We start from the raw sequence: 23,742 nt of genomic DNA, 5'->3' as shown, positions 1-23,742 counted from the left end.
TTCATTATAGATCGCTCTTCCTATACTTGGCTCACATAACAAGCCGTGCCGCCGAAAGGCTGGATACGAGCGCCAGGCAGGAGACGCCATCGACCGCACACCGGGCCGCTTTTGCGCCGGTCCTCCTGTAGACGCACGTAGGCGGCACGGCAGGTTCAACCGTCCCAACTACTACAGGATCAACCATGAGTCATTCCACCCCTCCAGACGTCATCCGTGATTTCGAGCGTGTCGATTCCGGCCTGGTCAAGGCCGCCGCCCACTACCAGGCCTCGATCCTGGCCGACGTGGCCGGCCGCCGCGGCACCCTCGGCAGCAGGATCGCTCCCCTTGCTCCCGCCATGCGGATCGCCGGACCGGCGTTGACCGTCGAGGTCCGTCCCGGCGACAATCTCATGATCCATGCGGCGATGTCGCTGGCCAAGCCCGGCGACGTGCTGGTCATCGACGGCAAGGGCGATGAAACCTGTGCGCTGATGGGCGAGATCATGGTGTCCCAATGCATGGCGTTGGGAATCGCGGGCGTCGTCGTCTACGGCTCGGTGCGCGACACGGAAGCCATCCGCGAGCTGGGCTTCCCCATGTTCGCTGTGGGCGCCAACCCGAACGGTCCGACCAAGCTGGTGCCGGGACGGGTCAACCACCCGATCTCGGTCGGCGGCACGGTGGTGCACCCGGGCGACCTGATCGTCGCCGACGCCGACGGTGTCGTGGTCGTCGAAACCAGCAAGGTGCCGGCCGTGGTCGAATTGGCCGCGAAGAAAGTCGCTGACGAGACGGCCCGTATCCAGGGTATCCGCAGCGGTCAACAACTGCGCCCGAGCTGGCTCGACGACGCCCTGCGCAAGGCCGGCGTGGTGCTGGAAGGAGCCGCATCGTGAGCGCCCGACCAGCCGCCATCAACGCCAGGGACGTGATCCTGGTGACCGGGGCCGACCTCGCTCCACAGGCACTCGAGTTGCTGTCCGGCTTCGACGTCGTCTATGCCGGCAAGGAATGCGGCGAAGACCTGCTCGAATCCCTGTGCCGCCAGTTCCAGCCGGTCGCCCTGATCGTGCGCTACGGCCGCATCTCGGCCCGGGTCATCGCCGCGTCCCGGCGACTGCGGGTGATCTCGAAGCATGGCACCGGCATCGACAATATCGACGCCGCGGCCGCCAGGGCGCAGAGCATCGCGATCCGGGCCGCCGTCGGCGCCAATGCGGCGGCCGTCGCCGAACACACCTGGGCCCTGATCCTGGCCTGCGCCAAGGGCGTGGTGCACCTGGACGGTCGCATGCGCGCCGGCCATTGGGACAAGGCGGTCCACAAGAGCCTGGAACTGAAGGGACGGACGCTGGGCCTGGTCGGGCTGGGCGCCATCGGCCGGCAGGTCGCCGTCACCGGCGCCGCGCTGGGCATGCGGGTCGTGGCCTACGATCCCTGCGCCACCGCCGTCCCCGAGGGCATCGCACTGCGCGAGCTGGACGAGGTCATCGCCAGTGCCGACGTGCTGTCCCTGCACTGCCCGCTGACGCAACAGAACGCCAGGCTGATCAATGCCGGGACCCTGGCGACGATGCGCGATGGGGCCATCGTGGTCAACACGGCCCGGGGCGGCCTGATCGACGAAGCCGCGCTGGCCGAGGCACTGCGCAGCGGCAAGCTGCGCGCCGCAGGACTCGACAGCTTCCAGGTCGAACCCTTCACCGGCGGCCATGAATTCACCGGCCTGCAGAATGCGATCCTCACGCCGCACATCGCCGGCGTGACGGCGGATGCCTATGTCGGCATGGGCACCGGTGCGGCGCAAAACATCCTGGACGAGCTCGCACGTTAAGCCTGGCCGGTAGCGGAACAAGAATGCGCGCATCCGGGCGCATTCGAAGACAGGTAGTTTGGAGGAAAAGAATGAAGACAATGAAAAACGACGACGCCCTGGAAAAGGAGACCGTCAGCAGGGTCACCTGGCGCCTGATGCCCTTCCTGATCGTATGCTACCTGCTCGCGTTCATCGACCGCGGCAACATCGGCATGGCTGCCTTGCAGATGAACCACGATATCGGCGTCACCCCGCAGATGTTCGGCTTCGCCAGCAGCCTGTTCTTTATCGCCTATTTCTTTTTCGAGGTTCCCAGCAACCTCGCCCTGCAAAAGTTCGGCGCGCGCAAGTGGATCGCCAGGATCATGATCACCTGGGGCCTGATCTCGGCGAGCAACGCGCTGGTGCAGGGTCCGAACACGCTCTACGTCCTGCGCTTCCTGCTGGGCGCGGCCGAAGCAGGCTTCTTCCCTGGCGTCATGCTGTACATGACGTTCTGGATTCCCGCCGCCTACCGGGGCCGCTTCGTCGCCATGTTCATGATCGCCATCCCCATGGCCAGCTTCATCGGCTCACCCCTGTCCGCCCTGCTGCTCCAGGCCGATGGCGTGCTGGGCCTGCGCGGATGGCAATGGCTGTTCATCCTCGAAGGCTTGCCGACGGTCGCGATGGGGATCGCATGCCTGTGGTACCTCACCGACCGCCCCGAGCAGGCCACATGGTTGACGGCCGAGCAGCGCGAATGGCTGGCGGCCCGCATGCAGCGCGAACGGGCCGAGAAGAAGATGGTGGCGCATGTCTCGCTCTGGAAACTGTTCCGCAGTAAGGAAGTCATCGGGATGGCGCTGGTGTGCTCGACCGCCTCCGCCGCCGGCTCGGTACTGGGCGTGTGGCAGCCGCAGCTGATCAAATCCTTCGGCCTGAGCGTGATGGAGACCGGCCTGCTGAATTCGGTTCCCTACGCCGTGGCGGCGGTCCTGATGATCTGGTGGGGACGCCGTTCCGACCGCAAGAACGAACGCCGCTGGCATACCGTCATCCCGCTGGCGCTGATCGCCGTCGGGATGCTGAGCACCCTGGTGACCTCGTCGCTCCTGCCCACCATCGTCCTGCTGAGCTTCGTACTGATCGGTGTCTACTCGTTCAAGGGTCCGTTCTGGGCGCTGAGCACCGGCTGGCTCGCACCGGGCTCCGCCGCCGCAGGCCTGGCCGGCATCAATGCCGTCTCCAACCTGATCGGAGGCGGACTGATGGTCAACGTCTACGGCTGGATCAAGGCCTCGACCGGCAGCCACGCACTGGCCCTGTCGCCGATCGCGGTGCTGGCGGCAATGAGCATCACGGTGCTGCTGGTACTGAGCGCCAAGCCGCGCCAGGCTGCACCTGCTGTAAGCAACAAAATCGCGGCCTAAAGACCGCCCTCGGCAACACAACGTATATATATAACTTCAGGAGACAAGCATGACATTCACCGTTCGCAGCATCCTCGCCCTTGTCCTGAGCGGCATGAGCGCCCTGGCATCCGCCCAGCAAGCCTACCCGGCCAAGCCGATCCGCCTGGTGGTCCCCTTCCCGCCGGGCGGCGGCACGGACATCATCGCCCGCGTCGTCGGCAACAAGTTGACCGAAACCCTGAAATGGACGGTCATCATCGATAATCGCCCTGGCGCCGGCGGCAACATCGGCGTCGACCTGGTCGCCAAGGCGAAGCCCGACGGCTACACGATCGTCCTGGGGCAAACCAGTAACCTGGCGGTCAACCCGACCTTGTACACGAAATTGCCCTACGACCCAGTCAAGGACTTCTCCCCCATCGGCACGGTGGCCGACGCCCCGCTGGTGCTGGTCGTGGCCAGCACTTCCCGCTACAAGACGCTGGCCGATGTGGTTGCCGCAGCCCGTGCCAAACCCGGAATGGTGACCCTGGGTACGCCGGGCAACGGGACGGTGGCGCACCTGACCGGCGAACTGTTCCAGAAGGCAGCCGGCATCAGGCTGCAGCATGTTCCCTACAAGGGCTCCTCCCAGGCCATCACCGACCTGATCGGCGGCCAGATCGAGGTCTTCATGTCGTCGATACCGACCGCGCAATCGCAGATCAAGACCGGCACCATGCGCGCCCTCGCGGTCACCTCGGCGCAGCGCGCAGCCGACCTGCCCTCGGTCCCGACGATCAACGAATCGGGGTACAAGGGCTTCGACGCCCGCACCTGGTTCGGCCTGCTTGCCCCGGCCGGCACGCCGGCGCCGGTGATCGCCAGACTGAACACCGAGATCAACAAGGTGCTCGCCATGCCGGAAGTGCGCAAGAAAATCACTGTCGAAGGCGGCAATGTGCTGGGCGGCAGCCCTGACCAGTTCGGCACCCTGATCAAGGCCGAGATCCCGCGCTGGGGCCAGGTGGTCAGGGATTCGGGCGCCAAGGTCGACTAAGCCCCGCTCCATCCCCCAGGCTCCGCCGTCCGGCGGACCTCTACCCGAACACGACAACGATCCGTGCGACCGCGCGGAGGGGCCTTGCCGCGCCTGCCATCCGGCATGAGGGCCTGGCAATGCCCATGACAACAAGAGGAGACAGTGCGATGAAGAAGACCACCCTGATGTTTTGGTTGACCAGCATGGCGGCCGCAAGCGGCCACGCCCAACCCAATGTGACGGTGTACGGCTCGATCGATGCGGGCCTGCGTTACCAGACCAATGTCAACGCGGAGGGCGATGGCCTGCTGACCATGGGAACCGGCAACTATTATTCGAACCGGCTCGGATTCCGGGGATCGGAAGACATCGGCGGCGGCAACAAGCTACGCTTCACGCTCGAAAGCGGCTTCGTGAGCAAGAGCGGCGCGCTCGACAACAGCAACGGCGTCCTGTTCAACCGCACGGCATCGGTCGGGATCGGCGGCAAGTGGGGCAACATCGACCTCGGCCGCCAGTACACCATTGCCTTCCGGACGGAGAAGTTCCTGGATCCGTTCGACCATCACTACACCGGCATCGTGCCCCTGTCCTCGGGCGCCGGCACCACCCTGCCGGAAGCCGCCAGGACTGCCGGCCTGGGCGCATCGTCGTCCTCCGGCACCCGGTTCAACAACAGTGTGCTGTATTCCCGCACCAGCGGTCCGCTCACGCTGCAGGTGCAATATGCGGCCGGCGAGATCGCGGGCGATACGAGCAAGGGATCGGCCCAGGCGGCGGGCTTCATGTACGCCGGCGGGCCACTGTTGCTGGCGGCCACCTACACGCAAAAGGAAACTGCCGCCGGCTTCGACAACCATGCGTATGTCGCCGGTGGCGGATTCAAGGCCGGGAAGGCGACCGTCAAGATCGGGCAGTCGCGCGAACGGCAGGCGACGGCCAGCGCGGGTGAATACCGCAACCAGACCACCTGGGCCGGGATCAGCTACGACGTGACGCCGGCAGTCGAAGTGGCCCTGGCCGCCTACCGCTCGCGCTTCACCAGCCTGGCCGGCAACGGGCAGCGCGAACTGCTGATCCTGGGCGCCAGCCATGCATTCTCGAAGCGCACCAACCTGTATGCCGAACTGGACCTGAACCGCTACGAAGGCGCCCTGGTTCCCGCCAGCGGACAGCAGCGCCAGCGCGGCGCCTCCTTCGGCATCAATCACCTGTTCTGAGGGACTCATGAAAATACGAAACCAAAAGGATTTTTGGGCCGGCATCCTGTTCGTCGTCTTCGGCGGCGAGTTCGCGGGCATCGGCAGCAGCTACGCCTACGGCACGGCGGAACGCATGGGACCAGGCTATTTCCCGACCATCGTCGGCGTGCTGCTGGTCGCGATCGGTATCGGCGTCGCGCTGGGCGCCCTGGCCGCAAGCGCCGAGCTGGACAAGGTCAAGAAATTTTCCTGGTCAACCTTGCTGCTGATCCTGGGACCGGTGGTGCTGTTCGGCGTGCTGCTCGAGCCCCTGGGACTGGTCGCCTGCCTGTTCCTGCTGGTCTGCATTGCCAGCCATGCCAGCCACGAATTCGGCTGGAAGGCCGCACTGGGCAATGCGGCCGTGCTGATCGCGATCTCGCTCACCGTCTTCATCTACCTGCTCGACCTGCAGTTCCCGCTGTGGCCGGCAGTGTTCAACGTCTAAGGACACCAGCATGGATGCCTTCCTGTCCCATCTCTCGATCGGTTTCTCGGCCGTGCTCGCCATGGAGCCGGTCACGCTCCTGGGCGTCACCGCCAACATCCCGGTCAACCTGGTCTACTGCTTCGTCGGCGCCGTCATCGGCACCCTGATCGGCGTGCTCCCCGGCCTCGGGCCGGTCGCCACCATTGCCATGCTGCTGCCCGCCACCTATGCGCTGCCGCCGCTGGGCGGATTGATCATGCTGGCCGGGATCTACTACGGCGCCCAGTATGGCGGTTCCACCACGGCCGTGCTGGTCAACCTGCCCGGGGAAACCTCGTCGGTCGTCACCTGCCTCGACGGCTACCAGATGGCGCGGCGCGGGCGCGCCGGTGTCGCGCTCAGTACGGCGGCCATCGGATCCTTCCTGGCCGGCTGCGCGGGCATCCTGCTGCTGGCCGCCTTTGCCGTACCGATGGCGCAGATGGCCTTCAAGTTCGGTCCGGCCGAGTATTTTTCGCTGATGGTGCTGGGCCTGATCGGCGCCGTGGTGCTGGCCTCGGGCTCGCTGCTCAAGGCGATCGGCATGATCTGCCTGGGCCTGCTGGGCGGGGTGGTCGGCACGGATGTGAACTCGGGCGTATCGCGCTTCGCTTTCGATATCCCCGAACTGTCCGACGGCATCAGCTTCGTGGCGGTGGCGATGGGTGTGTTCGGTTTCGCGGAAATCATCAAGAACCTGGAACAGAAGGAAAGCCGCGAAGTCTTCACCAACAAGCTGACCACCATGTTCCCGACCAGGGAGGATTTCCGGCGCATGGTCGCGCCGATCCTGCGCGGGACCTTGCTCGGTTCGGCGCTGGGCGTGCTGCCGGGAGGCGGCGCCTCGCTGGCCGCCTTCGGCGCCTATTCGCTGGAGAAGAAAGTCAGCAAGCACAGCGCGGAATTCGGCAAGGGCGCCATCGAAGGGGTCGCGGGGCCGGAATCGGCCAACAATGCGGCCGCACAAACGTCCTTCATCCCGCTGCTGACCCTGGGCATCCCCCCGAACGCGGTGATGGCGCTGATGGTAGGAGCGATGACCATCCATAACATCCAGCCCGGCCCGCAAGTAATGACGACCAGTCCGACGCTGTTCTGGGGCCTGATCGTCTCGATGTGGTTCGGTAACCTGATGCTGGTGATCCTGAACCTGCCGCTGATCGGGATCTGGGTCAAGCTGCTGAAGGTGCCGTACAAGCTGCTGTATCCCGCCATCCTGGTATTCTGCTGCATCGGCGTCTACTCGGTGAACAGCAGCACCTTCGACGTCTTCCTGACGGCCGGCTTTGGCGTGCTGGGCTACCTGTTCACCAAGCTGGGTTGCGAAGGCGCTCCGCTCATGCTCGGATTCGTGCTCGGACCGATGATGGAGGAGAACTTCAGGCGCTCCCTGTTGCTGTCGCACGGCGACTTCACCGTGTTCTTCAGCCGCCCGCTGTCGCTGGCCCTGCTGGTCGCCACCGCATTGCTGATCGTGCTGGTCGCCCTCCCGGCGCTGAAGAAAAAGCGCGAGGAAGCGTTCCAGGAAGAATGACCATCCTCTGCGCACCTGCCGGCCGGACCGGCCGCAGGTGCGCTTGCGCATCCATGCTTGTCCGTCTGTCATGCCGATCATGCAATGACAGCAGATTTCTCCTAGTGAGACCGCCAGCCGCGTCCCATAATGAAGGAAGCGGCACTGGCGGACGACGATCCCCCGGGCCGTCTCCTGCTATTGATAGATGAGGACAATCATGGATACCGGCGCAACGGTTCCCCAAGCGATTTCATTTCTCGATTTCGACATGCGGCCAGCGCAGCGGCAGCTTTTCCGGCAGGGCGAGCGGGTCGCCATCGGCGCCCGCGCCTTCGACCTGCTCGCGCTGCTGGTCGAACACCCCGGCGAAGTGCTGAGCAAGCGCACCCTGATGGCAGGCGTGTGGCCGCGCACGGTCGTGGTCGAGGCCAACCTGCGGGTGCAGATCGCGGCCCTGCGCAGGCTGGTCGGCTGCGACGGGCCCTGCCCGCACATCGTCAACGTGGCCGGACGCGGCTATTGCTTCACCGCTCCGGTCAGGTACAGCGCGGACGAACGGGCGCTTCCTGTCGAGCCCGCGTACACCCGGGCGCCCCGCACGGCGCCCGACAGCCCCGGCAGGACCCGCCCCATGCCCGCATGGATGGCGCAGCCGGAGTTCGCCGCCCGCTGAGCGGCCGGGCGGCGATCGCGCCCGCCACGCTTGCGGCGTCGCGGGCGTGGCGCGCTGCGTTCCGCCACCGCCCTGCCGGGCGATCCGGGCGCTAGCGCTCGATCGACAGCGCCATGGTTTCCTTCAGCTCTTCCATCACCACATAGCTCTTCGACTGGCCGGCGTCGGCCACGTGCAGGATTTCGCCCAGCAGCCTGCGGTAGGCGGACATCTCGGGAATGCGCGCCTTGATCAGGTAGTCGAAGTCGCCCGACACCAGGTGGCATTCCATCACCTCGGGAATCGCGAACATGGCGCGCTTGAAGCGGTCGAAGGCCTTCTCCGACTTCTGCTGCAGCGTGATCTCGACGAACACCAGGATCTGCAGGCCCAGCGCCTGGGGCTGCACGCGCGCGTGGTAGCCCGTGATCACGCCGTCGCGCTCCATGCGCTTGACCCGTTCGATGCAGGGCGTGAGCGACAGTCCGACCTGCTCGGCCAGGTCCTTCATGACGATCCGCCCGTCCTGCTGCAGGATCGCCAGGATATGCAGGTCGATGCGGTCGAGGACGCGGTTTGACTCTTTTTGCACGCGCATAAGAAATTTCCGAAAACACGATCATTAACAGAAACAATTATGGCAGGGCTCGCGCTACGATGGAAACAATTTCTGAATCCCTAAAATAATTCGAGGAACATATGCGAGTCATCGTGCTGGGCAGCGGAGTGGTTGGAGTCACCACCGCATACTATCTGGCGAAAGCCGGGCATGCCGTCACCGTCATCGACCGCCAGCCCGGTGCGGGACTGGAGACCAGTTTCGCCAACGCCGGCCAGATCTCGCCCGGCTATGCCACGCCCTGGGCGGCGCCCGGCATCCCGCTGAAGGCGGCGAAATGGCTGTTCCAGCGCCATGCGCCGCTGGCGATCCGTCCCGACGGCAGCCTGTTCCAGCTCGAATGGATGTGGCAGATGTTCCGCAACTGTTCGAGCGACCGCTACGCGGTCAACAAGGAACGCATGGTGCGCCTGTCCGAATTCAGCCGCGACTGCATGCGCGCACTGCGCCGCGACACCGGCATCGCCTACGAAGGCCGCCAGCAGGGCACCATCCAGCTGTTCCGCACCCGGCAGCAGTTCGACAACGCCGCCAACGACATCGAAGTGCTGAAACAGGCCGGCGTCCAGTACGAACTGCTGGCCAGCGAGCAGCTGGCCCAGGCCGAGCCGGCGCTGGGCAACGTGCGCGAGAAGCTGGTCGGCGGCCTGCGCCTGCCGAACGACGAAACCGGCGACTGCCAGCTGTTCACCACGCGCCTGGCCGAGATGGCGCGCGCGCTCGGCGTGCGCTTCGAGTTCGACACCACGATCCACACCCTGACCGCGAACAGCGACCAGATCACCGGCGTGGTGACCAGCAAGGGCACCTACACGGCGGACCGCTATGTGCTGGCCCTGGGCAGCTATTCGCGCCTGCTGCTGCAGCGCTGGTTCCCGGTGCCGGTCTACCCGCTGAAGGGCTATTCGATCACGGTGCCGATCACCGACGCCAGCCGCGCGCCGGTGTCGACCATCCTCGACGAGACCTACAAGATCGCCGTCACCCGCTTCGACGACCGCATCCGCGTCGGCGGCATGGCGGAGATCGCGGGCTACAGCAAGGAACTCAACCCGCGCCGCCGCGCAACCCTGGAGCTGGTCGTCAACGACCTGTTCCCGGGCGGCGGCGACACCGCCAGGGCCAGCTTCTGGACCGGCCTGCGCCCGATGACGCCGGACAGCACCCCGGTGGTCGGCGCCACCCCGCTGGCGAACCTGTACCTGAACACCGGCCATGGCACCCTGGGCTGGACCATGGCGGCCGGCTCGGCCAGCGTGATCGCCGATCTGGTCAGCGGCAAGGCGCCGGCCATCCGCGCCGACGACCTCGCCGTGTTCCGCTACGCCGGCGTGGCCGGTTCGGCGCCGCAGGGCGAACTGGTCAAGGCGTGAATCCGATGCCCGCCTTCGCCGACGCCGCCCGCGCCGGGGCGGTCCTGACGCTCGACCTGGCCGCGGTGCGCGCCAACTACCGCCAGCTGCGCGCACTGGGCGGCAGCGCCGTCTGCGCGGCCGTCATGAAAGCCGACGCCTACGGCCTGGGCATGGAGCAGGTCGCGCCGGCGCTGGCGCTCGAGGGCTGCCGGGTGTTCTTCACCGCCCACCTGGGCGAAGGCATGCGCCTGCGCCAGCTGCTGCCGGCCGGCTGCGGCATCTACGTCCTGCACGGCCCTCCCCCCGGCACCGCGCACGACTTCCTCGAGCACGACCTGGTGCCGGTGCTGAACGATCCGGGCCAGCTGCAGGAATGGCGCGCTTGCGCCCGCCGGCTGGGCCGCGCACTGCCGGCCGCGATCCAGGCCGACACCGGCATGTCGCGCATGGGACTGGCGGCGGCCGACCTGGCCGCACTCAGCGCCGATCCTGGCTGGCTGGCCGGGGTGCGCCCGCAGCTGTTCATGAGCCACCTGGCCTGCGCCGACGAACCCGCCCATCCGATGAACGGCCTTCAGCGCCGCCGTTTCGAGCAGTTGCGCGAAGTCTTCCCCGGCGTGCCGGCGAGCCTGGCCAACTCCTCCGCCGTGTTCCTCGGGACGGACTACCACTACGACCTGCTGCGTCCCGGCGCGGCGCTGTACGGGATCAATCCGCAGCCCGGCGCGCCGAATCCGCTGCGCCAGGCGGTGTCGCTGGCCGCCCGCATCGTCCAGGTGCGCACGGTGCGCGAAGGCGACATCGTCGGCTACGGCGCGCGCTATGTGGCGGGCGGCACGCGCCGCATCGCCACCATTGCGCTCGGCTATGCCGACGGCTGGCAGCGCGCCCTCACCGGCCGCGGACAGGCCTTCGTGGATGGGATGGCGGTGCCGTTTGCCGGAACGGTGTCGATGGACAGCATCACGCTGGACGTCACCGGGATTCCCGAAGCGCGCGTGGCGCCCGGGCAGCTGGTGGAGCTGCTGGGTGCGCGGCAAGGCGTGGACGAGGTCGCGGCCCAGGCCGGGACCATCGGCTACGAAGTGCTGACGCGGCTGGGGAGCCGCTTCCATCGCGTCTACCGGGACGACGACCGCGGCTGAGCGGCAGCGCGGGGGGTCAGCGTATGCCGTCGACCTCCTGCAGCAACGCCCGCCAATCCGTGTTGTACAGCACCCCCACCAGGCGGCCCGTATTGGTGGTGGGATGCACCCGCTGGTGGACGATTTCCGAGGTCTCGGAGGACGACCTGCCCACGTAGACCGTCATGAACTGGATATCCGAACGCGGCCGCGAGGTATCGATCAGGTCGGGATTCATCACCTGGCCTCCCGATCCGTCGCTCACGTACAGCGGACGATCCGTGTTCGATATCGCCAGCATGTAGCCGTCCCGCAGGACCGTCATGCCGTTCCGGGTGCCGACCGGCTGGCGGCCCGCGAGCTCATCCGTATCGTTCACGGATATCACGAGGCTGGGGCCCTCGCCGGGGGTATGGAACGTACCGTCCGGGAATTTTTGCGTCAAGGGATCGGCAAGGTTGACCGGATAGGCGATCAAGCTCGCCTTGCCGGGCAGCGCATGTCCCATCGGTCCGCCCCGCCCGTGTCCGAAATAGGCGCCGGGCCGCAGGCTGGCGCCGCGGATGTTCGCCAGCGCCGGGTGCGCCAGCACGCGGGGAAACACCGCCTCGAGCTTGCGCCGCATCTCGGCCACGCCCGGCTGGTTCAGCTTGCCGCCAAAGCGAGACGGCATGGCGACGATGTTGCCGGGCGCATCGGCGGACGGTGTCGTACCGCGCGTCACGGCGTCCGGACGGCTCCAGTAGTCGGCCATGTAGTCGGCGTAGAAGATCGCTCCCTCGTCGAACCGGATGCGGGCGCGCGGCGGCGCCAGGGGCGCGCCGCCGGCAGCCCCGGAAGCGGCGGCGACGGCGGGGGCCGGCCTGGGCGTGCCTGGCTGGCCCGCCAGGACTTTCTGGAACGCGCTGTTGATCGCCTGTTTTGCCAGGCCGTTGAGGAAATCGTTGGCGGAGGCCGGCTGTGAGGCGGCCAGCGCGATCGCAAGGAGGAGTCGAGGTTTCATGCTGATCCGTGAGTAGAGGGCCGGGGGCAAGCTGCCGTCTGGTGCAGTTCAGTATGAAATCTACAGGCGCCGCCTGTGAAAAGATAACCCCCGCCCTGGGGTCAACGCAGCACGGTCGCGGCGTCGACGAGGCGGACGTCGTGCATCTGGTGCAGGTAGGCGTCGAGATAGACCTTGTGCGACGCCCCGACGATCACCAGCATGCGGATGCCGGGCCGCGCGCCCAGCACGTCGCGGATGTTCGCCGCCATGCGCAGGTTGCGTGTTTCCCAATAGCCGACATACTCGCGCCCGAAACGCTGCGGAGACGGTTCGTTGAGGGCCGCACCGAAATCGCTGTCGAAGACGAGCCTGCCCCGGTCGGGTGCGTTGACGGCGCGATACATCGCCAGCACACCGTCGGATGTGCCGAGCCGCTCGTCCAGCGCCTGGTCCAGGCGCTTGCGCTTCTCCGTGGCCGGGTTGCTCCAGGCCTTCCAGAGCGCCTCGCCATAGGCCTTCTGGTCCGTACTCACGCTGTCGGCGGTATGGTCATCCATGGGATAGACGCGCTCGTGTCCGAGCCGGGCCGCCAGGCGGGCGGCAACCAGGGTGCGTTCGTCGCGCCGGCGTTCCAGCGCCTGCAGCTGCCCGGCCAGCGCCGCATCGAGGCCGTCGCCGGCGCGCCGATCGGCTTCCGGCAGGCGCAGCCACTGGACGAGTGCCGAGGCCCGTTCGCCGCCTGCGAGGAACAGCGCCGCCAGGCGCCGGCGCTGGGAGGGACTGGGGTCGGCGGGCCAGGCGGCCAGCAGCTGCTCGGCCTGCGCCGTCGCCGCGGCGACGTCGAGTCCGGTCGCGGCTTGCGCGGGCGCCAGGTCCCAGCAATAGGAATCGACCGTGTCCTTGTAGCGGTGCGGATGGCGGCGCAGGAAATCGCATTGCGCTCCGGACAGCGCTTCGATCGCGATCGCCTGCGGCCGCCAGCCGGCGAGGCGATCGTTTAACAACTGCAACGTGGCCGCGTCGAAGGAAGACGGCAGCTGGGACAGGTGGGGCGAGCCGAGCACCAGCACCTCGTTCTGCGTGCCGGACGCCGGGCCTTTCAGGGTGCTGGGATCGAAATCGGGACGATGGCCCTGGGCAGCGGCCAGGCCTGAACAAGCCATCGAGATCAACAAACATACCAAGCGGCGCATGCACTTTCTCCCTGTTCATATTGATGATCGTTTCATCATCACATGTTCACGGGGAAAAGTCAGAACTACTTGGTATGCATGCAAGCATCCCGGGGCAGATCGTTCACGACGAATCCCTGCTGCTTCTCAGCCAGTCGCGGCCTCTGGCGTCCATGGCGGCGGCGATGACGTCGGGCGGCAGGCTGTACACCGTGGCCCAGGTGGCGCGCCCGTCGGCGGCGTTGGACGGGAAACTCGTGGTTTCGATCGGCCAGTGGTACTTGCGCTTCAGGATGCGGACGATCGCGGCCAGCGTGACGCGTCCGCGCAAGGGTTCGGCGCCGGTCTGGTCGGTGTTGGACAACAGGACCGCGAGGACGGCGCCACGGGCCGTACGAGGGCCGGGGAAAATGGGAGACTTGCTTGGCATACCGACATTCTAGCTGGGCTCGTCAGTTCACTGCGCCGGAAAGAATTTTGAATGCTACTGTATCCCTCGCAGGCCCATACACAGTAAGAAACAATTCAGCTGCAGCATTGGGCTAAATTCCTTTTTTGAAAGGAATGCGCCAATGTCCCACACCCTTCCCCACCCGCTTGTTTCCCGCACCGCGCCAGCCGGCGGCAGGAGCCGGCCATGAGGCGCCTGCTGGTCTGGCTCGCGCTGATGGCCGGCGCCCTCACCTGCGAAACCGTGCCGGGTCCCTGCCCGCTCACCCCGGCGCGCCACCGCGTGCTCACCGGCGGGGAGGACGACGATGCGCGAAAGTGAACACGTCCTGATCGTCGACGATGACCGCGGCATCCGCGAAATGGTCGGCGCCTACCTCGAAAAGCAGGGGCTGCACTGCACCCTCGCCGCCAGCGGCAGGGAGATGTGGAGCGCGCTGCAGCGCGCCACGCCCGACCTGATCATCCTCGACATCATGCTGCCCGGTGACGACGGCCTGGTGCTGTGCCGCGAACTACGCTCGGGCAAGCACCGCGCGGTGCCCATCGTGATGCTGACCGCGCGCGACGACGAGACCGACCGCGTGGTCGGGCTCGAGATGGGCGCGGACGACTACGTGCCGAAACCCTTCGCGGTGCGCGAGCTGCTCGCGCGCATCCGCGCGGTGCTGCGCCGCACGCGCATGCTGCCGCCCAACATGCAGATCACCGAAGCGGCGCGCCTGCTGGCCTTCGGCGACTGGCAGCTCGACACCGCGGCGCGCCACCTGATCGACAGCGAGGGCGTGGTGGTCGCGATGAGCGGCGCCGAGTACCGCCTGCTGCGCGTCTTCCTCGACCATCCGCAGCAGGTCCTGAGCCGCGACCAGCTGATCGGCCTGACGCATGGCTACGGGGTCGACCTGTTCGACCGCTCGATCGACATCCTGGTGAGCCGCCTGCGCCAGCGCCTGCTGGACGACGCGCGCGAGCCGCGCTACATCAAGACCCTGCGCAGCGAGGGGTATGTGTTCTCGGCCGCCGTCACGGTGCTCGAGGCCCAGGCGTGAGGCGGCTGTCCGCCTTTCTTTCCCGCCTGTGGCCGGACAGCCTGTTCGCCCGGCTCGCCCTGATCCTGTTCGCCGGGCTGGCCGTGGCCCATACCCTGTCGTTCACCCTGACCGTCACCGAGCGCAACAGGGCGACGATGGACGTCATGATGGGCTACATCCATCGCGAAGTGATCAGTTCCGTCGCCCTGCTCGACCTGCTGCCGGCCGAGGAACGCCCGCAATGGCTGCCGCGCCTGGCGCGCAACAGCTACCGCTTCATCCTCGGCCCCGGCGAGAGCGGCGGTACGCCCGATGCGGAGCTGTCGCGGCGCGCCGCCGCCTCCATCAGCGAGGCGATCGGGCGCGACTATCCCTTGAGCGTCAACGCCGTGCCGGGCGAACGCGAACGGCTCCAGGTGCACCTGAACCTGAGCGACGGCACGCCCCTGACGATCGACCTGATGCCGATGCGCGGGCTGCCGCTGTCGAACTGGCTGCCCTACGTGCTGGGCGCGCAGCTGGCGATCCTGCTGGCCTGCTGCTGGCTGGCGGTGCGGGTGGCGACGCGTCCGCTGCGCACCCTGGCCGACGCCGCCGACGCGCTGGGTCCCGACCTGCGGCCGGTCGCGGTGTCCGAAGAAGGCCCGTCCGAGGTGCGGCGCGCCGCGCGCGCCTTCAATGCCATGCAGCGCCGGATCGCGGCCTATATCGACGAGCGCATCCGCATCCTGGGCGCGATTTCCCACGATTTGCAGACCCCGATCACCCGCATGCGCCTGCGCGTGGACCTGATGGATGACGACAATTCCCAGGACCGCCTGCGCGAAGACCTGCTGGAACTGGAGGACATGGCCAAGGAAGGCCTGCAGTACGCGCGCGCCATGCATGGCGAGCGCGAGGCGGCGTGCGTGGTCGACCTCGACAACCAGCTCGACAGCCTGGTGCTCGACTACACCGATTGCGGGGCGGCCGTCGTGCTGGCGGGGCGCGCCGGTGCACCGCTGCGCACGCGGCCGAAGGCGCTGCGGCGGATCCTGAATAACCTGGCCGGAAATGCGCTCAAGTTTGCAGGGTATGCCGAACTGGTCGTGGCGCGCAATGCGGATGGCGGAGTCGTCATCCGGGTGCTCGACCGCGGGCCGGGTATTCCCGAGGACATGCTGGAAGCGGTGTTCGAGCCGTTTTTCCGACTGGAGTCGTCGCGCAACCGGGCCACCGGGGGCAGCGGACTGGGGCTGGCGATCGCGCGGCAGCTGGCGGTATCGATCGGTGCGACGCTTACCCTGCACCGCCGCTCCGAAGGCGGCCTCGAAGCGCGCCTAGTTCTTCCTGCGGTCTGTCCCTGACCGGGCCAGCCAGCATCCGCGGCATTCAGGGTCAGGTCTGTCATTCGGACACCGATCGAGCACCTTTGCTCTATCTCAAAGTGCTGGTCGGTTTATCCCAAACTCGTCAATGCTCGGCTCACATTTGTCACCGCAAGCCGCGCATCACGGGCCATGTCGGAAAGAGGGAAAAAATCTCAGTATACTTAAAGCCGTTCTGAGATTTCGCAAGGGTTGTGCGCCCATGTCCGAATGACAGACCTGACCCTGAATGCCGTTTGAAGAACCCAAAAAAAGCGGCGGGCACTGGGGTGCACCGCCGCGGATGGAGACGCTTCCGGACCGGTCAGGCGCCGCCTTCCCTCCAGTCGCCACCCAGCGCGCGGATCAATGCGACCGTCGCGAGCACGCGCTCCCCACGCAACTGCACCGCGCTGCGTTCCGCCAGCGCCAGCTGCCGCTGCGCGTCGAGCAGTTCCAGGTAACCCGAACGCCCCGCCTCGTAGCGCTTCTGCGCCAGCGAGGCCGCGCGCCGCGCCGAGACCACCGCCTCGTCGATCCGCACGCTTTGCTCGCCCAGGATGCGCAGGCCGGCCAGGTTGTCCTCGACCTCGGCAAACGCCACCAGCACGCGCTGGCGGTAGCTGCCGACCGCCTCTTCGAGCACGGCTTCGCTGCGCTCGACGTTGGCGCGGTTGCGGCCGCCGTCCAGCAGCGGCAGTTGCAGCAAGGCGCCCAGCACCCACGAACGCGTGCTCCAGCTGAACAGGCTGCTCGCAGCCCCGGCCACGCTGCCTCCTCCCGCATTCAGGCTGATGGCCGGGAACATCGCCGCGCGCGCCACACCGATGCGGGCATTCGCGGCCCGCATCGCGTGCTGGGCGGCGGCGACGTCGGGACGGCGCTCCAGCAGCGCCGAGGGCAGGCCGGACGGGACCTGCGGCAGCGTCCCCGCCGCCGGCAGCGGATCGGCCTGGAAGCTGAAGTCCGGCGCCGGCCTGCCCAGCAGGACCGCAAGCGCATGCTCGCTGTTCGCGCGCTGGCGCTGCAGGCCGATCGCCTCGGCGCGCGCGATCGCCAGTTCGGTGCGGGCGCGCTCCACATCCAGTTCGCCGATGTCGCCCAGGGCCAGGCGGCGCTCGGTCACCTTCAGGGTCTCCTCGCGCAGCGAGACGGTCTGGCCCAGGTTGGCCAGTTCGGCGTCCAGCGAACGCAGGCGGAAATAGGCCTGGGCCACGTCGGCCTGCAGCGACAGCAGCAGCGAGCGGTAGCTGGCCGCGCTGACCAGGGTGTCGCTGCGCGCCGCCGCCACGTTCGAGGACACCCGTCCGAACAGGTCGACCTCGTAGCTGGCGCTGAGGCGCGCGGTGTAGCTGCTGGCCGGCGCCGGCGCGCCGCCCTGCCCGGGAACACGGCCGCGCTGCGCGCCGGCCCCGAGGTCGAGCTGCGGACTGCGGTCGGCCTGGGCCGCCGCGAACAGCGCGCGCGCCTGGCGCAGGCGGGCGTAGGCCGCCGCGTGGTCCTGGTTGTTGGCGTCCGCTTCCTCGATCAAGTCGTCGAGGCGCGCATCGCCGAACACGCGCCACCATTCGCCGCGCGCGAATTCCCCAACGGGCCGGCCGAGCTTCCAGGTGGTGCCGTCTGGCGCGGTATGCACCGCGCCGGCGGCGGGTTGCTGCGATTCGCGGAAGCGCCCGGGCACGGCGACCTCGGGCTGGTGGAAGCCTGGGGCCGCGCAGGCCGACAGCAGCATGGCCGCGGCGATCGCGGGCGCCCGGACACGGAACATCGCTTTCATTTCGTGACTCCTTCCGACTCGGTGTGGGCGGCATGGGCCGCATGGGCCGGCCGGCGTTCGAAGCGCTGCGCCAGCATGCGCAGCATGACGTAGAACAGCGGGGTCAGGAACAGGCCGAAGACGGTCACGCCCAGCATCCCCGAGAACACGGCCACGCCCATGGCATGGCGCATCTCCGAACCGGCGCCGCTCGAGAACACCAGCGGCACCACGCCGGCGATGAAGGCGATCGAGGTCATCAGGATCGGACGCAGGCGCAGGCGGCTCGCCTCGAGTGCGGCCTGCACCACGCTGCGGCCGTGTTCCTCCAGCTCGCGGGCGAATTCCACGATCAGGATCGCGTTCTTCGAGGCCAGCCCGACCAGCACGAACAGCGCGATCTGGGTGAACACGTTGTTGTCGCCGCCGGTCAGCTTCACGCCGATCAGCGCGCACAGGATCGACATCGGCACGATCAGGATCACCGACAGCGGCAGGGTCCAGCTCTCGTACTGGGCGGCCAGCACCAGGAACACCAGCAGCACGCACAGCGGGAACACGTAGATCATGGTGTTACCGGCCAGGATGTCCTGGTAGGTCAGCTCGGTCCATTCGTAGCTGACGCCCTTCGGCAGCGTTTCCTTCGCAATCTGCTCCATGATGGCCTGGGCCTGGCCGGACGAGACGCCCGGGGCCGGGCCGCCATTCAGCTCGGCCGCGACATGGTTGTTGTAGCGCTGCACGCGGTCCGGGCCATAGGTGTCCTTGATGCGCATGATCGAGGACAGCGGGATCATCTCGCCCTTGTCGTTGCGGACCTTGAGCTGCTCGATCTGCTCGGGGTGCGAGCGGAACTGGGCGTCCGCCTGCACGCGCACCTGGTAGGTGCGGCCGAACTGGTTGAAGTCGTTCACGTACAGCGAACCGAGGTTGATCTGCAAGGTCTGGTTGATGTTGGCCAGGGGCACGCCCAGCTGCTTGGCGTTGACGCGGTCGATGTCGGCGAACAGCTGCGGCACGTTGATCTGGTAGCTGGAGAACACGCCCGCCAGTTGCGGCGTCTGCGCAGCCTTGGCCTGGATCGCCTGCATCGCCTTGTACAGCTCCTCGTAGCCGACGTTGCCGCGGTCCTCGATCATCATCTTGAAGCCGCCGGTGGTGCCCAGGCCGTTGACCGGGGGCGGCGGCAGCACCAGCACGAAGGCATCCTGGATGGCTTTCATGCGCTTGTTGATCTCGGCCGCGATCTCGGTCGCGCTCTGGCCCTTGCCGGTGCGCTGGTCGGCGGGGTTCAGGCCGGTGAACACGATGCCGGCGTTCGGCGCGTTGGTGAAGCCGTTGATCGACAGGCCCGGGAAGGCGATGGCGTTTTGCACGCCGGGGATTTCGTTGGCGATGTCCGACATGTGGTGGATCACGGCGTCGGTGCGGTCGAGCGAGGCGGCGTCCGGCAGCTGGGCGAAACCGATCAGGTAGCCCTTGTCCTGCTGCGGCACGAAGCCCGGCGGCACCGCCTTGAACATGAACACGGCGGCGACGGCCAGGGCCAGGTAGACGCCGATGGCGGCGGTCTTGCGGCGCAGGACGCTCTTCACGCCGCCTTCGTACTTTTCCGACGAGCGGCCGAAGAAGCGGTTGAAGGGGGCGAAGAAGCGGCCGAGCACGGCGTCGATCATGCGGGTCAGGCGGTCCTTCGGTGCGCCGTGCGGCTGCAGCAGGTTGGCCGACAGGGCCGGGGCCAGGGTCAGCGACGCGAAGGCCGAGATCACGGTCGAGATCGCGATGGTCAGGGCGAACTGGCGGTAGAACTGGCCGGTCAGGCCGGAGACGAAGGCGATCGGCACGAACACGGCGCACAGCACCAGCGCGATCGCGATGATCGGGCCGCTGACTTCCTTCATCGCCTGGATGGTGGCGTCGCGCGGCGACAGGCCGTTGGCGATGTTGCGCTCGACGTTTTCCACCACCACGATGGCGTCGTCGACCACGATGCCGATCGCCAGCACCAGGCCGAACAGCGACAGGGTATTGATCGAGAAACCGAAGCCCAGCATCACGGCGAAGGTGCCGACCACCGAGACCGGCACCGCCAGCAGCGGAATGACGGACGCGCGCCAGGTCTGCAGGAACACGATCACGACCACCGCGACCAGCACCACGGCCTCGAACAGCGTGTGGATCACGGAATTCACCGATTCCTTCACGAACTGGGTGGGATCGTAGGCGATCCGGTATTCGATCCCGTCGGGGAAGTTCTTCGACAGCTCTTCCATCGTGGCGCGCACGTCGCCCGAAAGCTGCAGCGCGTTCGCATTCGGCGCTTCCTTGATCGGCAGCGCGACCGCGGCCTCGTTGTCCAGGCGGGCGCGCAGCGCATACGAATTCGAGCCCAGCTCCAGGCGCGCGAGGTCCTTCAGCAGGGTGACGGCGCCGTCCTCGCCCGTCTTGACGACGATGTCGCCGAATTCCTCGGTGCTCTGCAGGCGGCCCTGGGTGTTGAGCGTCAGCTGGAAGTCCGCATCCTTGGCCGGCCCCTGCCCGACGACGCCGGCCGCGACCTGCACGTTCTGCTCGCGGATCGCCTTCACCACGTCGCTCGCGTTCAGGTGGCGCGCCGCCACCTTCTGCGGGTCGAGCCAGACCCGCATCGCGTAGTCGCCGGCGCCGAACAGCACCACCTCGCCCATGCCCGGCAGGCGCGCCAGCTGGTCCTTGATGTTCAGGACCGCATAGTTGCGCAGGTACAGGTCGTCGTAGCGGCCGTCCGGCGAGACCAGGTGCACCACCATGGTCAGGGTCGGCGAACTCTTGAGGGTGGTGACGCCGATCTGCCGCACTTCCTCCGGCAGGCGCGGCAGCGCGCGCTGCACCCGGTTCTGCACCTGGGTCTCGGCCTGCTCGACATTCGTGCCGATCTTGAAGGTCACCGTCAGCAGCAGGGCGCCGTCCGAGGTGTTCTGCGAGGTCATGTACAGCATGTTCTCGACCCCGTTGATCTCCTGCTCGAGCGGCGTGGCCACGGTCTCGGCGATGACCTTCGGATTGGCGCCCGGGTACTGGGCGCGCACGACCACCGACGGCGGCTGCACGTCGGGGTATTCGGAAATCGGCAGCAGGAAGATCGAGATCAGGCCGGCGACGAAGATCAGGACCGAGAGCACCGCCGCGAAGATCGGCTTGTCGACAAAGAAGCGCGGGAAGTTCATGGTTTACCCCTTCGCGCCCGTAGTGACTGTCGCGTTGGCCGGGGCCGCGGCGGTGCGCATCGGCACCAGGGTGGGCTGGACCGGCACACCCGGGCGCACCCTCTGCAGCCCGTTGACGACGATCTTCTCGCCCGGCTTCAGGCCGCTGCGCACCACGCGCAGGCCATCCACCAGGGGACCGAGCGTGACGTCGCGGTGCTCGGCCTGCCCCTTGGCGTCGAGGACATAGACGAATTTGCGGCTCTGGTCGGTGCCGACCGCACGGTCGCTGATCAGGACCGTCTTGCGGGCCTCGCCGCCGCCGATCTGCACGCGCGCGAACAGGCCGGGCGCCATCCGGCGCCCGGCGTTGGCGAACACCGCGCGCATGCGCACGCTGCCGCTGCGGTCGTCGAGCCGGTTGTCGACGAATTCGAGCTTGCCGGCATGCGGGAAGCCCTCCTCGCCGCCCAGGCCGACGCGCACCGTGACCGCCTCGCCGCGGTGGGCGCGCTGGCTGACGCGCAGGTAGGTCGACTCGTCGCCGTCGAAGCTGGCGTAGATGCGCTCCAGCGAGACCACCGAGGTCAGGACGGCCGACTGGTCGACCAGGTTGCCGAGGGTGATCTCGGCCTTGGAGACGCGGCCGTCGATCGGCGAGGTCACGCGGGTATACGACAGGTTCAGCCTGGCCAGCGCGGCCTGGGCCTCGGCGGCGCGGGCGCCGGCGTCGAGTTCCTTCCGGCTGGCGGCGCGCTCGTCGTATTCGCGCTGGGCGATCGCCTTGTCGGCCACGAGCTTCGCGGCGCGGTCCAGTTCCAGCCGGGCCAGTTCGGCGCGCGCGCGGGCCGCGGCGGCGGCGGCGCCGGCGCGCTCGGCTTCGGCCTGGAACGGACGCGGATCGATCTCGAACAGCACCTCGCCCTTCTTCACTTCGGCGCCCGGACGCAGGTTCACGGCCGTGATGAACCCGGCCACGCGGGGACGGATCTCGACCCGGTCGATCGCCTCCAGGCGTCCCGAGAATTCCTGGGTTTCGGTGACTGCCTGTTCGACCACCAGCGCCGCCGATACCGGCGGACCGCCGGCGGCGGCCGGCCTGGCCTCGCTCCCCACCACGTCCGAGCAGCCCGCCAGCGCGGCAGCCACACCCGCCAGCGCCAGCGCGATACCCGCGGCCTTCGCTTTGTTCAGTGCTTGCATGTCAGATCTCCGTCTTGCTCTCCCATCCGCATGGGGACGGGTTTTCTTCAAATGACAACGCGGCATCGAGGCCGTGACCGGCGCCGATGCCGCGCTCCACGACGCGGCGCAGGATGCACGGCGTCGTGGTTCCGCTGGATTACACCAGGCGGGTGCTGATGTTGATGTTGCCGTGCAGGGCCTTCGAGTACGGGCAGGTGGCGTGCGCGCGGTCGACCAGTTGCTGCGCCACTTCCGGCGCCAGGTTCGGGATGCTGACGTTCATGCGGGCCTGCAGGACGTAGCCGGTGCTGGCCTTGGCCAGGTCGACTTCGGTGTCGACGCTCACGTCGTCGCCGATCTTGACCTGCTGCTCGCCGGCGGCGATGCGGATCGCGCCCAGGAAGCAGGCCGACCAGCCGGCAGCCAGCAGCTGCTCCGGGTTGGTGCCCGGACCTTCGGCGTAGAAGCCGGTCAGCTGGACGTCGAGACGGCCGTCGTCGCTGCGCGAGACGCCGTCGCGGCCGCCGCCGACGGTGCGGGTCTTGCCGGTGTAGAGAACCTGTTCGATGGTGTGCATGGAGATCTCCTTGTGATGTCGTGTGAAAGAGTGTTTAATCTAATGCGATTACGTCGCATGCGATTGATATTACCACAGACCAGCCAAAAAACCAGAGGATCTTGAAGAATCGCGTTCGAGCTATAATATTTCCTAATGTATCCAGGAGAAGATCGATGAAAACCGCCACCCGCCCGCGTCCCGACGACCCGAGCATCCCGAAGCTGTCGCAATACCTGTGCTTTGCCATCTATTCGGCCAACCTCGCGCTGGGCAAGGCCTACAAGCCGCTCCTGGAAGAACTGGGCCTGACCTACACGCAGTACATCACCATCATTGCGCTGTGGGAGGAGGACGACCAGACCGTCAGCGGCCTGGGCGAGAAGCTGTTCCTGGAATCGAACACGCTCACGCCGATCCTGAAGAAGCTCGAGTCCATGGGCTACCTGCGGCGCCAGCGCGACCCGGCGGACGAACGCCAGGTCCGGGTGGCGCTGACCGAGGCCGGCTACCGCCTGCGTGAAAGCGCGCTCGGCAAGGGCCTGAAGGACGAGACCGCGCTCACTCCCGAGGAATTCGCGGCGCTGCAGGGATCCATCGCCGCCCTGCGCGACCGGCTGATCAAGGTCGTCAAGGCGCGCGGCTAAGCGTCCGGCGCCGGCCTACCTGGCCGTGCAGCCGCGCGGCCGCCCACCGGGCCCGGCCGGCGTCGTTCCCGCCGGTCGTCGCACGACGGCCGCTCCCCTCCTCCACCTCCGCCCGCCCCGCGGCGCCACGCCGCATCGCCATTCCCGCGAGCCTATTGATCGCATGCGATGTGATCGAAGGCGCTTGACATGATCGGATGAGCTCATTACTCTTGCTCGGCAATTTATATCGCATGC

General features: G+C 67.4%; 22 protein-coding genes. 14 read left to right on the top strand and 8 right to left on the bottom strand.

Annotated features, from left to right (window positions below; genetic code table 11):
• Positions 1 to 185: 185 nt before the first annotated feature.
• From H162_RS0108830 to H162_RS0108795, 8 genes are all read left to right on the top strand, one after another.
• On the top strand, positions 186 to 881 hold the full coding sequence (locus H162_RS0108830) for an RraA family protein (RefSeq protein ID WP_020653099.1): 696 nt from the start codon (positions 186 to 188) through the stop codon (positions 879 to 881).
• On the top strand, positions 878 to 1,819 hold the full coding sequence (locus H162_RS0108825) for an NAD(P)-dependent oxidoreductase (protein WP_020653098.1): 942 nt from the start codon (positions 878 to 880) through the stop codon (positions 1,817 to 1,819). Before H162_RS0108830 ends, H162_RS0108825 begins: the two co-directional genes overlap by 4 nt.
• Before the next feature lie 71 nt (positions 1,820 to 1,890).
• Complete coding sequence (locus H162_RS0108820) at positions 1,891 to 3,213, top strand: MFS transporter (protein ID WP_026354423.1); 1,323 nt, start codon at positions 1,891 to 1,893, stop codon at positions 3,211 to 3,213.
• A gap of 49 nt (positions 3,214 to 3,262) precedes the next feature.
• A complete protein-coding gene (locus H162_RS0108815) occupies positions 3,263 to 4,234 on the top strand; it encodes a Bug family tripartite tricarboxylate transporter substrate binding protein (protein WP_020653096.1) in 972 nt (323 codons plus the stop codon).
• Between the two features lie 149 nt (positions 4,235 to 4,383).
• A complete protein-coding gene (locus H162_RS0108810) occupies positions 4,384 to 5,436 on the top strand; it encodes a porin (protein ID WP_020653095.1) in 1,053 nt (350 codons plus the stop codon).
• Positions 5,437 to 5,443: 7 nt separating this feature from the next.
• Positions 5,444 to 5,905 carry a tripartite tricarboxylate transporter TctB family protein gene (locus H162_RS0108805; RefSeq protein WP_020653094.1) on the top strand — a complete coding sequence of 154 codons (462 nt, stop codon included), beginning with the start codon at positions 5,444 to 5,446 and terminating at the stop codon, positions 5,903 to 5,905.
• A gap of 10 nt (positions 5,906 to 5,915) precedes the next feature.
• Positions 5,916 to 7,460, top strand: coding sequence for a tripartite tricarboxylate transporter permease (locus H162_RS0108800; RefSeq protein ID WP_020653093.1), 1,545 nt, complete (start codon positions 5,916 to 5,918; stop codon positions 7,458 to 7,460).
• Between the two features lie 199 nt (positions 7,461 to 7,659).
• Positions 7,660 to 8,115 (top strand): winged helix-turn-helix domain-containing protein, encoded by a 456-nt coding sequence (locus H162_RS0108795; RefSeq protein WP_020653092.1) that lies wholly within the window; start codon positions 7,660 to 7,662, stop codon positions 8,113 to 8,115.
• Positions 8,116 to 8,206: 91 nt separating this feature from the next.
• On the opposite strand, the gene H162_RS0108790 is transcribed toward H162_RS0108795, so the two are convergent.
• Positions 8,207 to 8,692 (bottom strand): Lrp/AsnC ligand binding domain-containing protein, encoded by a 486-nt coding sequence (locus H162_RS0108790; protein WP_020653091.1) that lies wholly within the window; start codon positions 8,690 to 8,692, stop codon positions 8,207 to 8,209.
• Positions 8,693 to 8,793: 101 nt separating this feature from the next.
• On the opposite strand from H162_RS0108790, the gene H162_RS0108785 reads away from it, so the two are divergent.
• Positions 8,794 to 10,086 (top strand): D-amino acid dehydrogenase, encoded by a 1,293-nt coding sequence (locus H162_RS0108785; protein WP_020653090.1) that lies wholly within the window; start codon positions 8,794 to 8,796, stop codon positions 10,084 to 10,086.
• Between the two features lie 5 nt (positions 10,087 to 10,091).
• Positions 10,092 to 11,213 carry an alanine racemase gene (alr, locus tag H162_RS0108780; protein ID WP_020653089.1) on the top strand — a complete coding sequence of 374 codons (1,122 nt, stop codon included), beginning with the start codon at positions 10,092 to 10,094 and terminating at the stop codon, positions 11,211 to 11,213.
• A 16-nt stretch (positions 11,214 to 11,229) separates the two neighbouring features.
• On the opposite strand, the gene H162_RS0108775 is transcribed toward alr, so the two are convergent.
• The 3 genes from H162_RS0108775 to H162_RS0108765 all read right to left on the bottom strand — a co-directional run bounded on the left by H162_RS0108775 (position 11,230) and on the right by H162_RS0108765 (position 13,713).
• Positions 11,230 to 12,195 (bottom strand): hypothetical protein, encoded by a 966-nt coding sequence (locus tag H162_RS0108775; protein WP_020653088.1) that lies wholly within the window; start codon positions 12,193 to 12,195, stop codon positions 11,230 to 11,232.
• A gap of 101 nt (positions 12,196 to 12,296) precedes the next feature.
• Positions 12,297 to 13,370, bottom strand: a complete 1,074-nt coding sequence (locus H162_RS0108770) for a DUF5694 domain-containing protein (protein ID WP_026354421.1) — start codon at positions 13,368 to 13,370, stop codon at positions 12,297 to 12,299.
• Between the two features lie 103 nt (positions 13,371 to 13,473).
• Positions 13,474 to 13,713: a hypothetical protein gene (locus H162_RS0108765; protein WP_020653086.1), complete on the bottom strand. Its 240-nt coding sequence runs from the start codon at positions 13,711 to 13,713 to the stop codon at positions 13,474 to 13,476.
• Positions 13,714 to 13,986: 273 nt separating this feature from the next.
• Here H162_RS0108765 and H162_RS35545 point away from each other — a divergent pair, with 273 nt between their 5' ends.
• From H162_RS35545 to H162_RS0108750, 3 genes are read left to right on the top strand one after another with little or no spacing between them, the layout of a single operon-like run.
• The gene (locus H162_RS35545; RefSeq protein WP_020653085.1) at positions 13,987 to 14,121 is read left to right on the top strand and encodes a hypothetical protein; all 135 of its coding nucleotides are present in this window, start codon (positions 13,987 to 13,989) and stop codon (positions 14,119 to 14,121) included.
• A complete protein-coding gene (locus H162_RS0108755) occupies positions 14,108 to 14,848 on the top strand; it encodes a response regulator (RefSeq protein ID WP_020653084.1) in 741 nt (246 codons plus the stop codon). Before H162_RS35545 ends, H162_RS0108755 begins: the two co-directional genes overlap by 14 nt.
• Before the next feature lie 5 nt (positions 14,849 to 14,853).
• Positions 14,854 to 16,176: an ATP-binding protein gene (locus H162_RS0108750; protein ID WP_026354419.1), complete on the top strand. Its 1,323-nt coding sequence runs from the start codon at positions 14,854 to 14,856 to the stop codon at positions 16,174 to 16,176.
• Between the two features lie 325 nt (positions 16,177 to 16,501).
• On the opposite strand, the gene H162_RS0108745 is transcribed toward H162_RS0108750, so the two are convergent.
• The 4 genes from H162_RS0108745 to H162_RS0108730 form a co-directional block, all read right to left on the bottom strand.
• Positions 16,502 to 17,953 (bottom strand): efflux transporter outer membrane subunit, encoded by a 1,452-nt coding sequence (locus H162_RS0108745; RefSeq protein ID WP_020653082.1) that lies wholly within the window; start codon positions 17,951 to 17,953, stop codon positions 16,502 to 16,504.
• On the bottom strand, positions 17,950 to 21,138 hold the full coding sequence (locus tag H162_RS0108740; RefSeq protein ID WP_020653081.1) for an efflux RND transporter permease subunit: 3,189 nt from the start codon (positions 21,136 to 21,138) through the stop codon (positions 17,950 to 17,952). Before H162_RS0108740 ends, H162_RS0108745 begins: the two co-directional genes overlap by 4 nt.
• 3 nt (positions 21,139 to 21,141) lie before the next feature.
• On the bottom strand, positions 21,142 to 22,320 hold the full coding sequence (locus H162_RS0108735) for an efflux RND transporter periplasmic adaptor subunit (RefSeq protein WP_020653080.1): 1,179 nt from the start codon (positions 22,318 to 22,320) through the stop codon (positions 21,142 to 21,144).
• A 139-nt stretch (positions 22,321 to 22,459) separates the two neighbouring features.
• Entirely contained in the window at positions 22,460 to 22,879 is a 420-nt protein-coding gene (locus H162_RS0108730; protein ID WP_020653079.1) for an Ohr family peroxiredoxin, read from the bottom strand.
• A 155-nt stretch (positions 22,880 to 23,034) separates the two neighbouring features.
• Between H162_RS0108730 and H162_RS0108725 the strand changes: the two genes are divergently transcribed.
• Positions 23,035 to 23,505, top strand: a complete 471-nt coding sequence (locus H162_RS0108725; RefSeq protein WP_020653078.1) for a MarR family winged helix-turn-helix transcriptional regulator — start codon at positions 23,035 to 23,037, stop codon at positions 23,503 to 23,505.
• Positions 23,506 to 23,742: the final 237 nt, after the last annotated feature.

Source organism: Massilia niastensis DSM 21313 (assembly GCF_000382345.1).
Lineage (GTDB): Bacteria > Pseudomonadota > Gammaproteobacteria > Burkholderiales > Burkholderiaceae_D > Telluria > Telluria niastensis.
The sequence above is the reverse complement of the archived record's forward strand: the minus strand, read 5'-3'. Positions and strand labels throughout refer to the sequence as shown.

What these genes read in the sequence shown, in the direction of transcription:
- H162_RS0108830 (WP_020653099.1), top strand. Translation starts at nt 186, where the DNA reads ATGAGTCATTCCACCCCTCCAGACGTCATCCGTGATTTCGAGCGTGTC.
- H162_RS0108820 (WP_026354423.1), top strand. Translation starts at nt 1,891, where the DNA reads ATGAAGACAATGAAAAACGACGACGCCCTGGAAAAGGAGACCGTCAGC.
- H162_RS0108815 (WP_020653096.1), top strand. Translation starts at nt 3,263, where the DNA reads ATGACATTCACCGTTCGCAGCATCCTCGCCCTTGTCCTGAGCGGCATG.
- H162_RS0108810 (WP_020653095.1), top strand. Translation starts at nt 4,384, where the DNA reads ATGAAGAAGACCACCCTGATGTTTTGGTTGACCAGCATGGCGGCCGCA.
- H162_RS0108805 (WP_020653094.1), top strand. Translation starts at nt 5,444, where the DNA reads ATGAAAATACGAAACCAAAAGGATTTTTGGGCCGGCATCCTGTTCGTC.
- H162_RS0108800 (WP_020653093.1), top strand. Translation starts at nt 5,916, where the DNA reads ATGGATGCCTTCCTGTCCCATCTCTCGATCGGTTTCTCGGCCGTGCTC.
- H162_RS0108795 (WP_020653092.1), top strand. Translation starts at nt 7,660, where the DNA reads ATGGATACCGGCGCAACGGTTCCCCAAGCGATTTCATTTCTCGATTTC.
- H162_RS0108790 (WP_020653091.1), bottom strand. Translation starts at nt 8,692, where the DNA reads ATGCGCGTGCAAAAAGAGTCAAACCGCGTCCTCGACCGCATCGACCTG.
- H162_RS0108785 (WP_020653090.1), top strand. Translation starts at nt 8,794, where the DNA reads ATGCGAGTCATCGTGCTGGGCAGCGGAGTGGTTGGAGTCACCACCGCA.
- alr (WP_020653089.1), top strand. Translation starts at nt 10,092, where the DNA reads ATGCCCGCCTTCGCCGACGCCGCCCGCGCCGGGGCGGTCCTGACGCTC.
- H162_RS0108775 (WP_020653088.1), bottom strand. Translation starts at nt 12,195, where the DNA reads ATGAAACCTCGACTCCTCCTTGCGATCGCGCTGGCCGCCTCACAGCCG.
- H162_RS0108770 (WP_026354421.1), bottom strand. Translation starts at nt 13,370, where the DNA reads ATGCGCCGCTTGGTATGTTTGTTGATCTCGATGGCTTGTTCAGGCCTG.
- H162_RS35545 (WP_020653085.1), top strand. Translation starts at nt 13,987, where the DNA reads ATGAGGCGCCTGCTGGTCTGGCTCGCGCTGATGGCCGGCGCCCTCACC.
- H162_RS0108755 (WP_020653084.1), top strand. Translation starts at nt 14,108, where the DNA reads ATGCGCGAAAGTGAACACGTCCTGATCGTCGACGATGACCGCGGCATC.
- H162_RS0108745 (WP_020653082.1), bottom strand. Translation starts at nt 17,953, where the DNA reads ATGAAAGCGATGTTCCGTGTCCGGGCGCCCGCGATCGCCGCGGCCATG.
- H162_RS0108740 (WP_020653081.1), bottom strand. Translation starts at nt 21,138, where the DNA reads ATGAACTTCCCGCGCTTCTTTGTCGACAAGCCGATCTTCGCGGCGGTG.
- H162_RS0108735 (WP_020653080.1), bottom strand. Translation starts at nt 22,320, where the DNA reads ATGCAAGCACTGAACAAAGCGAAGGCCGCGGGTATCGCGCTGGCGCTG.
- H162_RS0108730 (WP_020653079.1), bottom strand. Translation starts at nt 22,879, where the DNA reads ATGCACACCATCGAACAGGTTCTCTACACCGGCAAGACCCGCACCGTC.
- H162_RS0108725 (WP_020653078.1), top strand. Translation starts at nt 23,035, where the DNA reads ATGAAAACCGCCACCCGCCCGCGTCCCGACGACCCGAGCATCCCGAAG.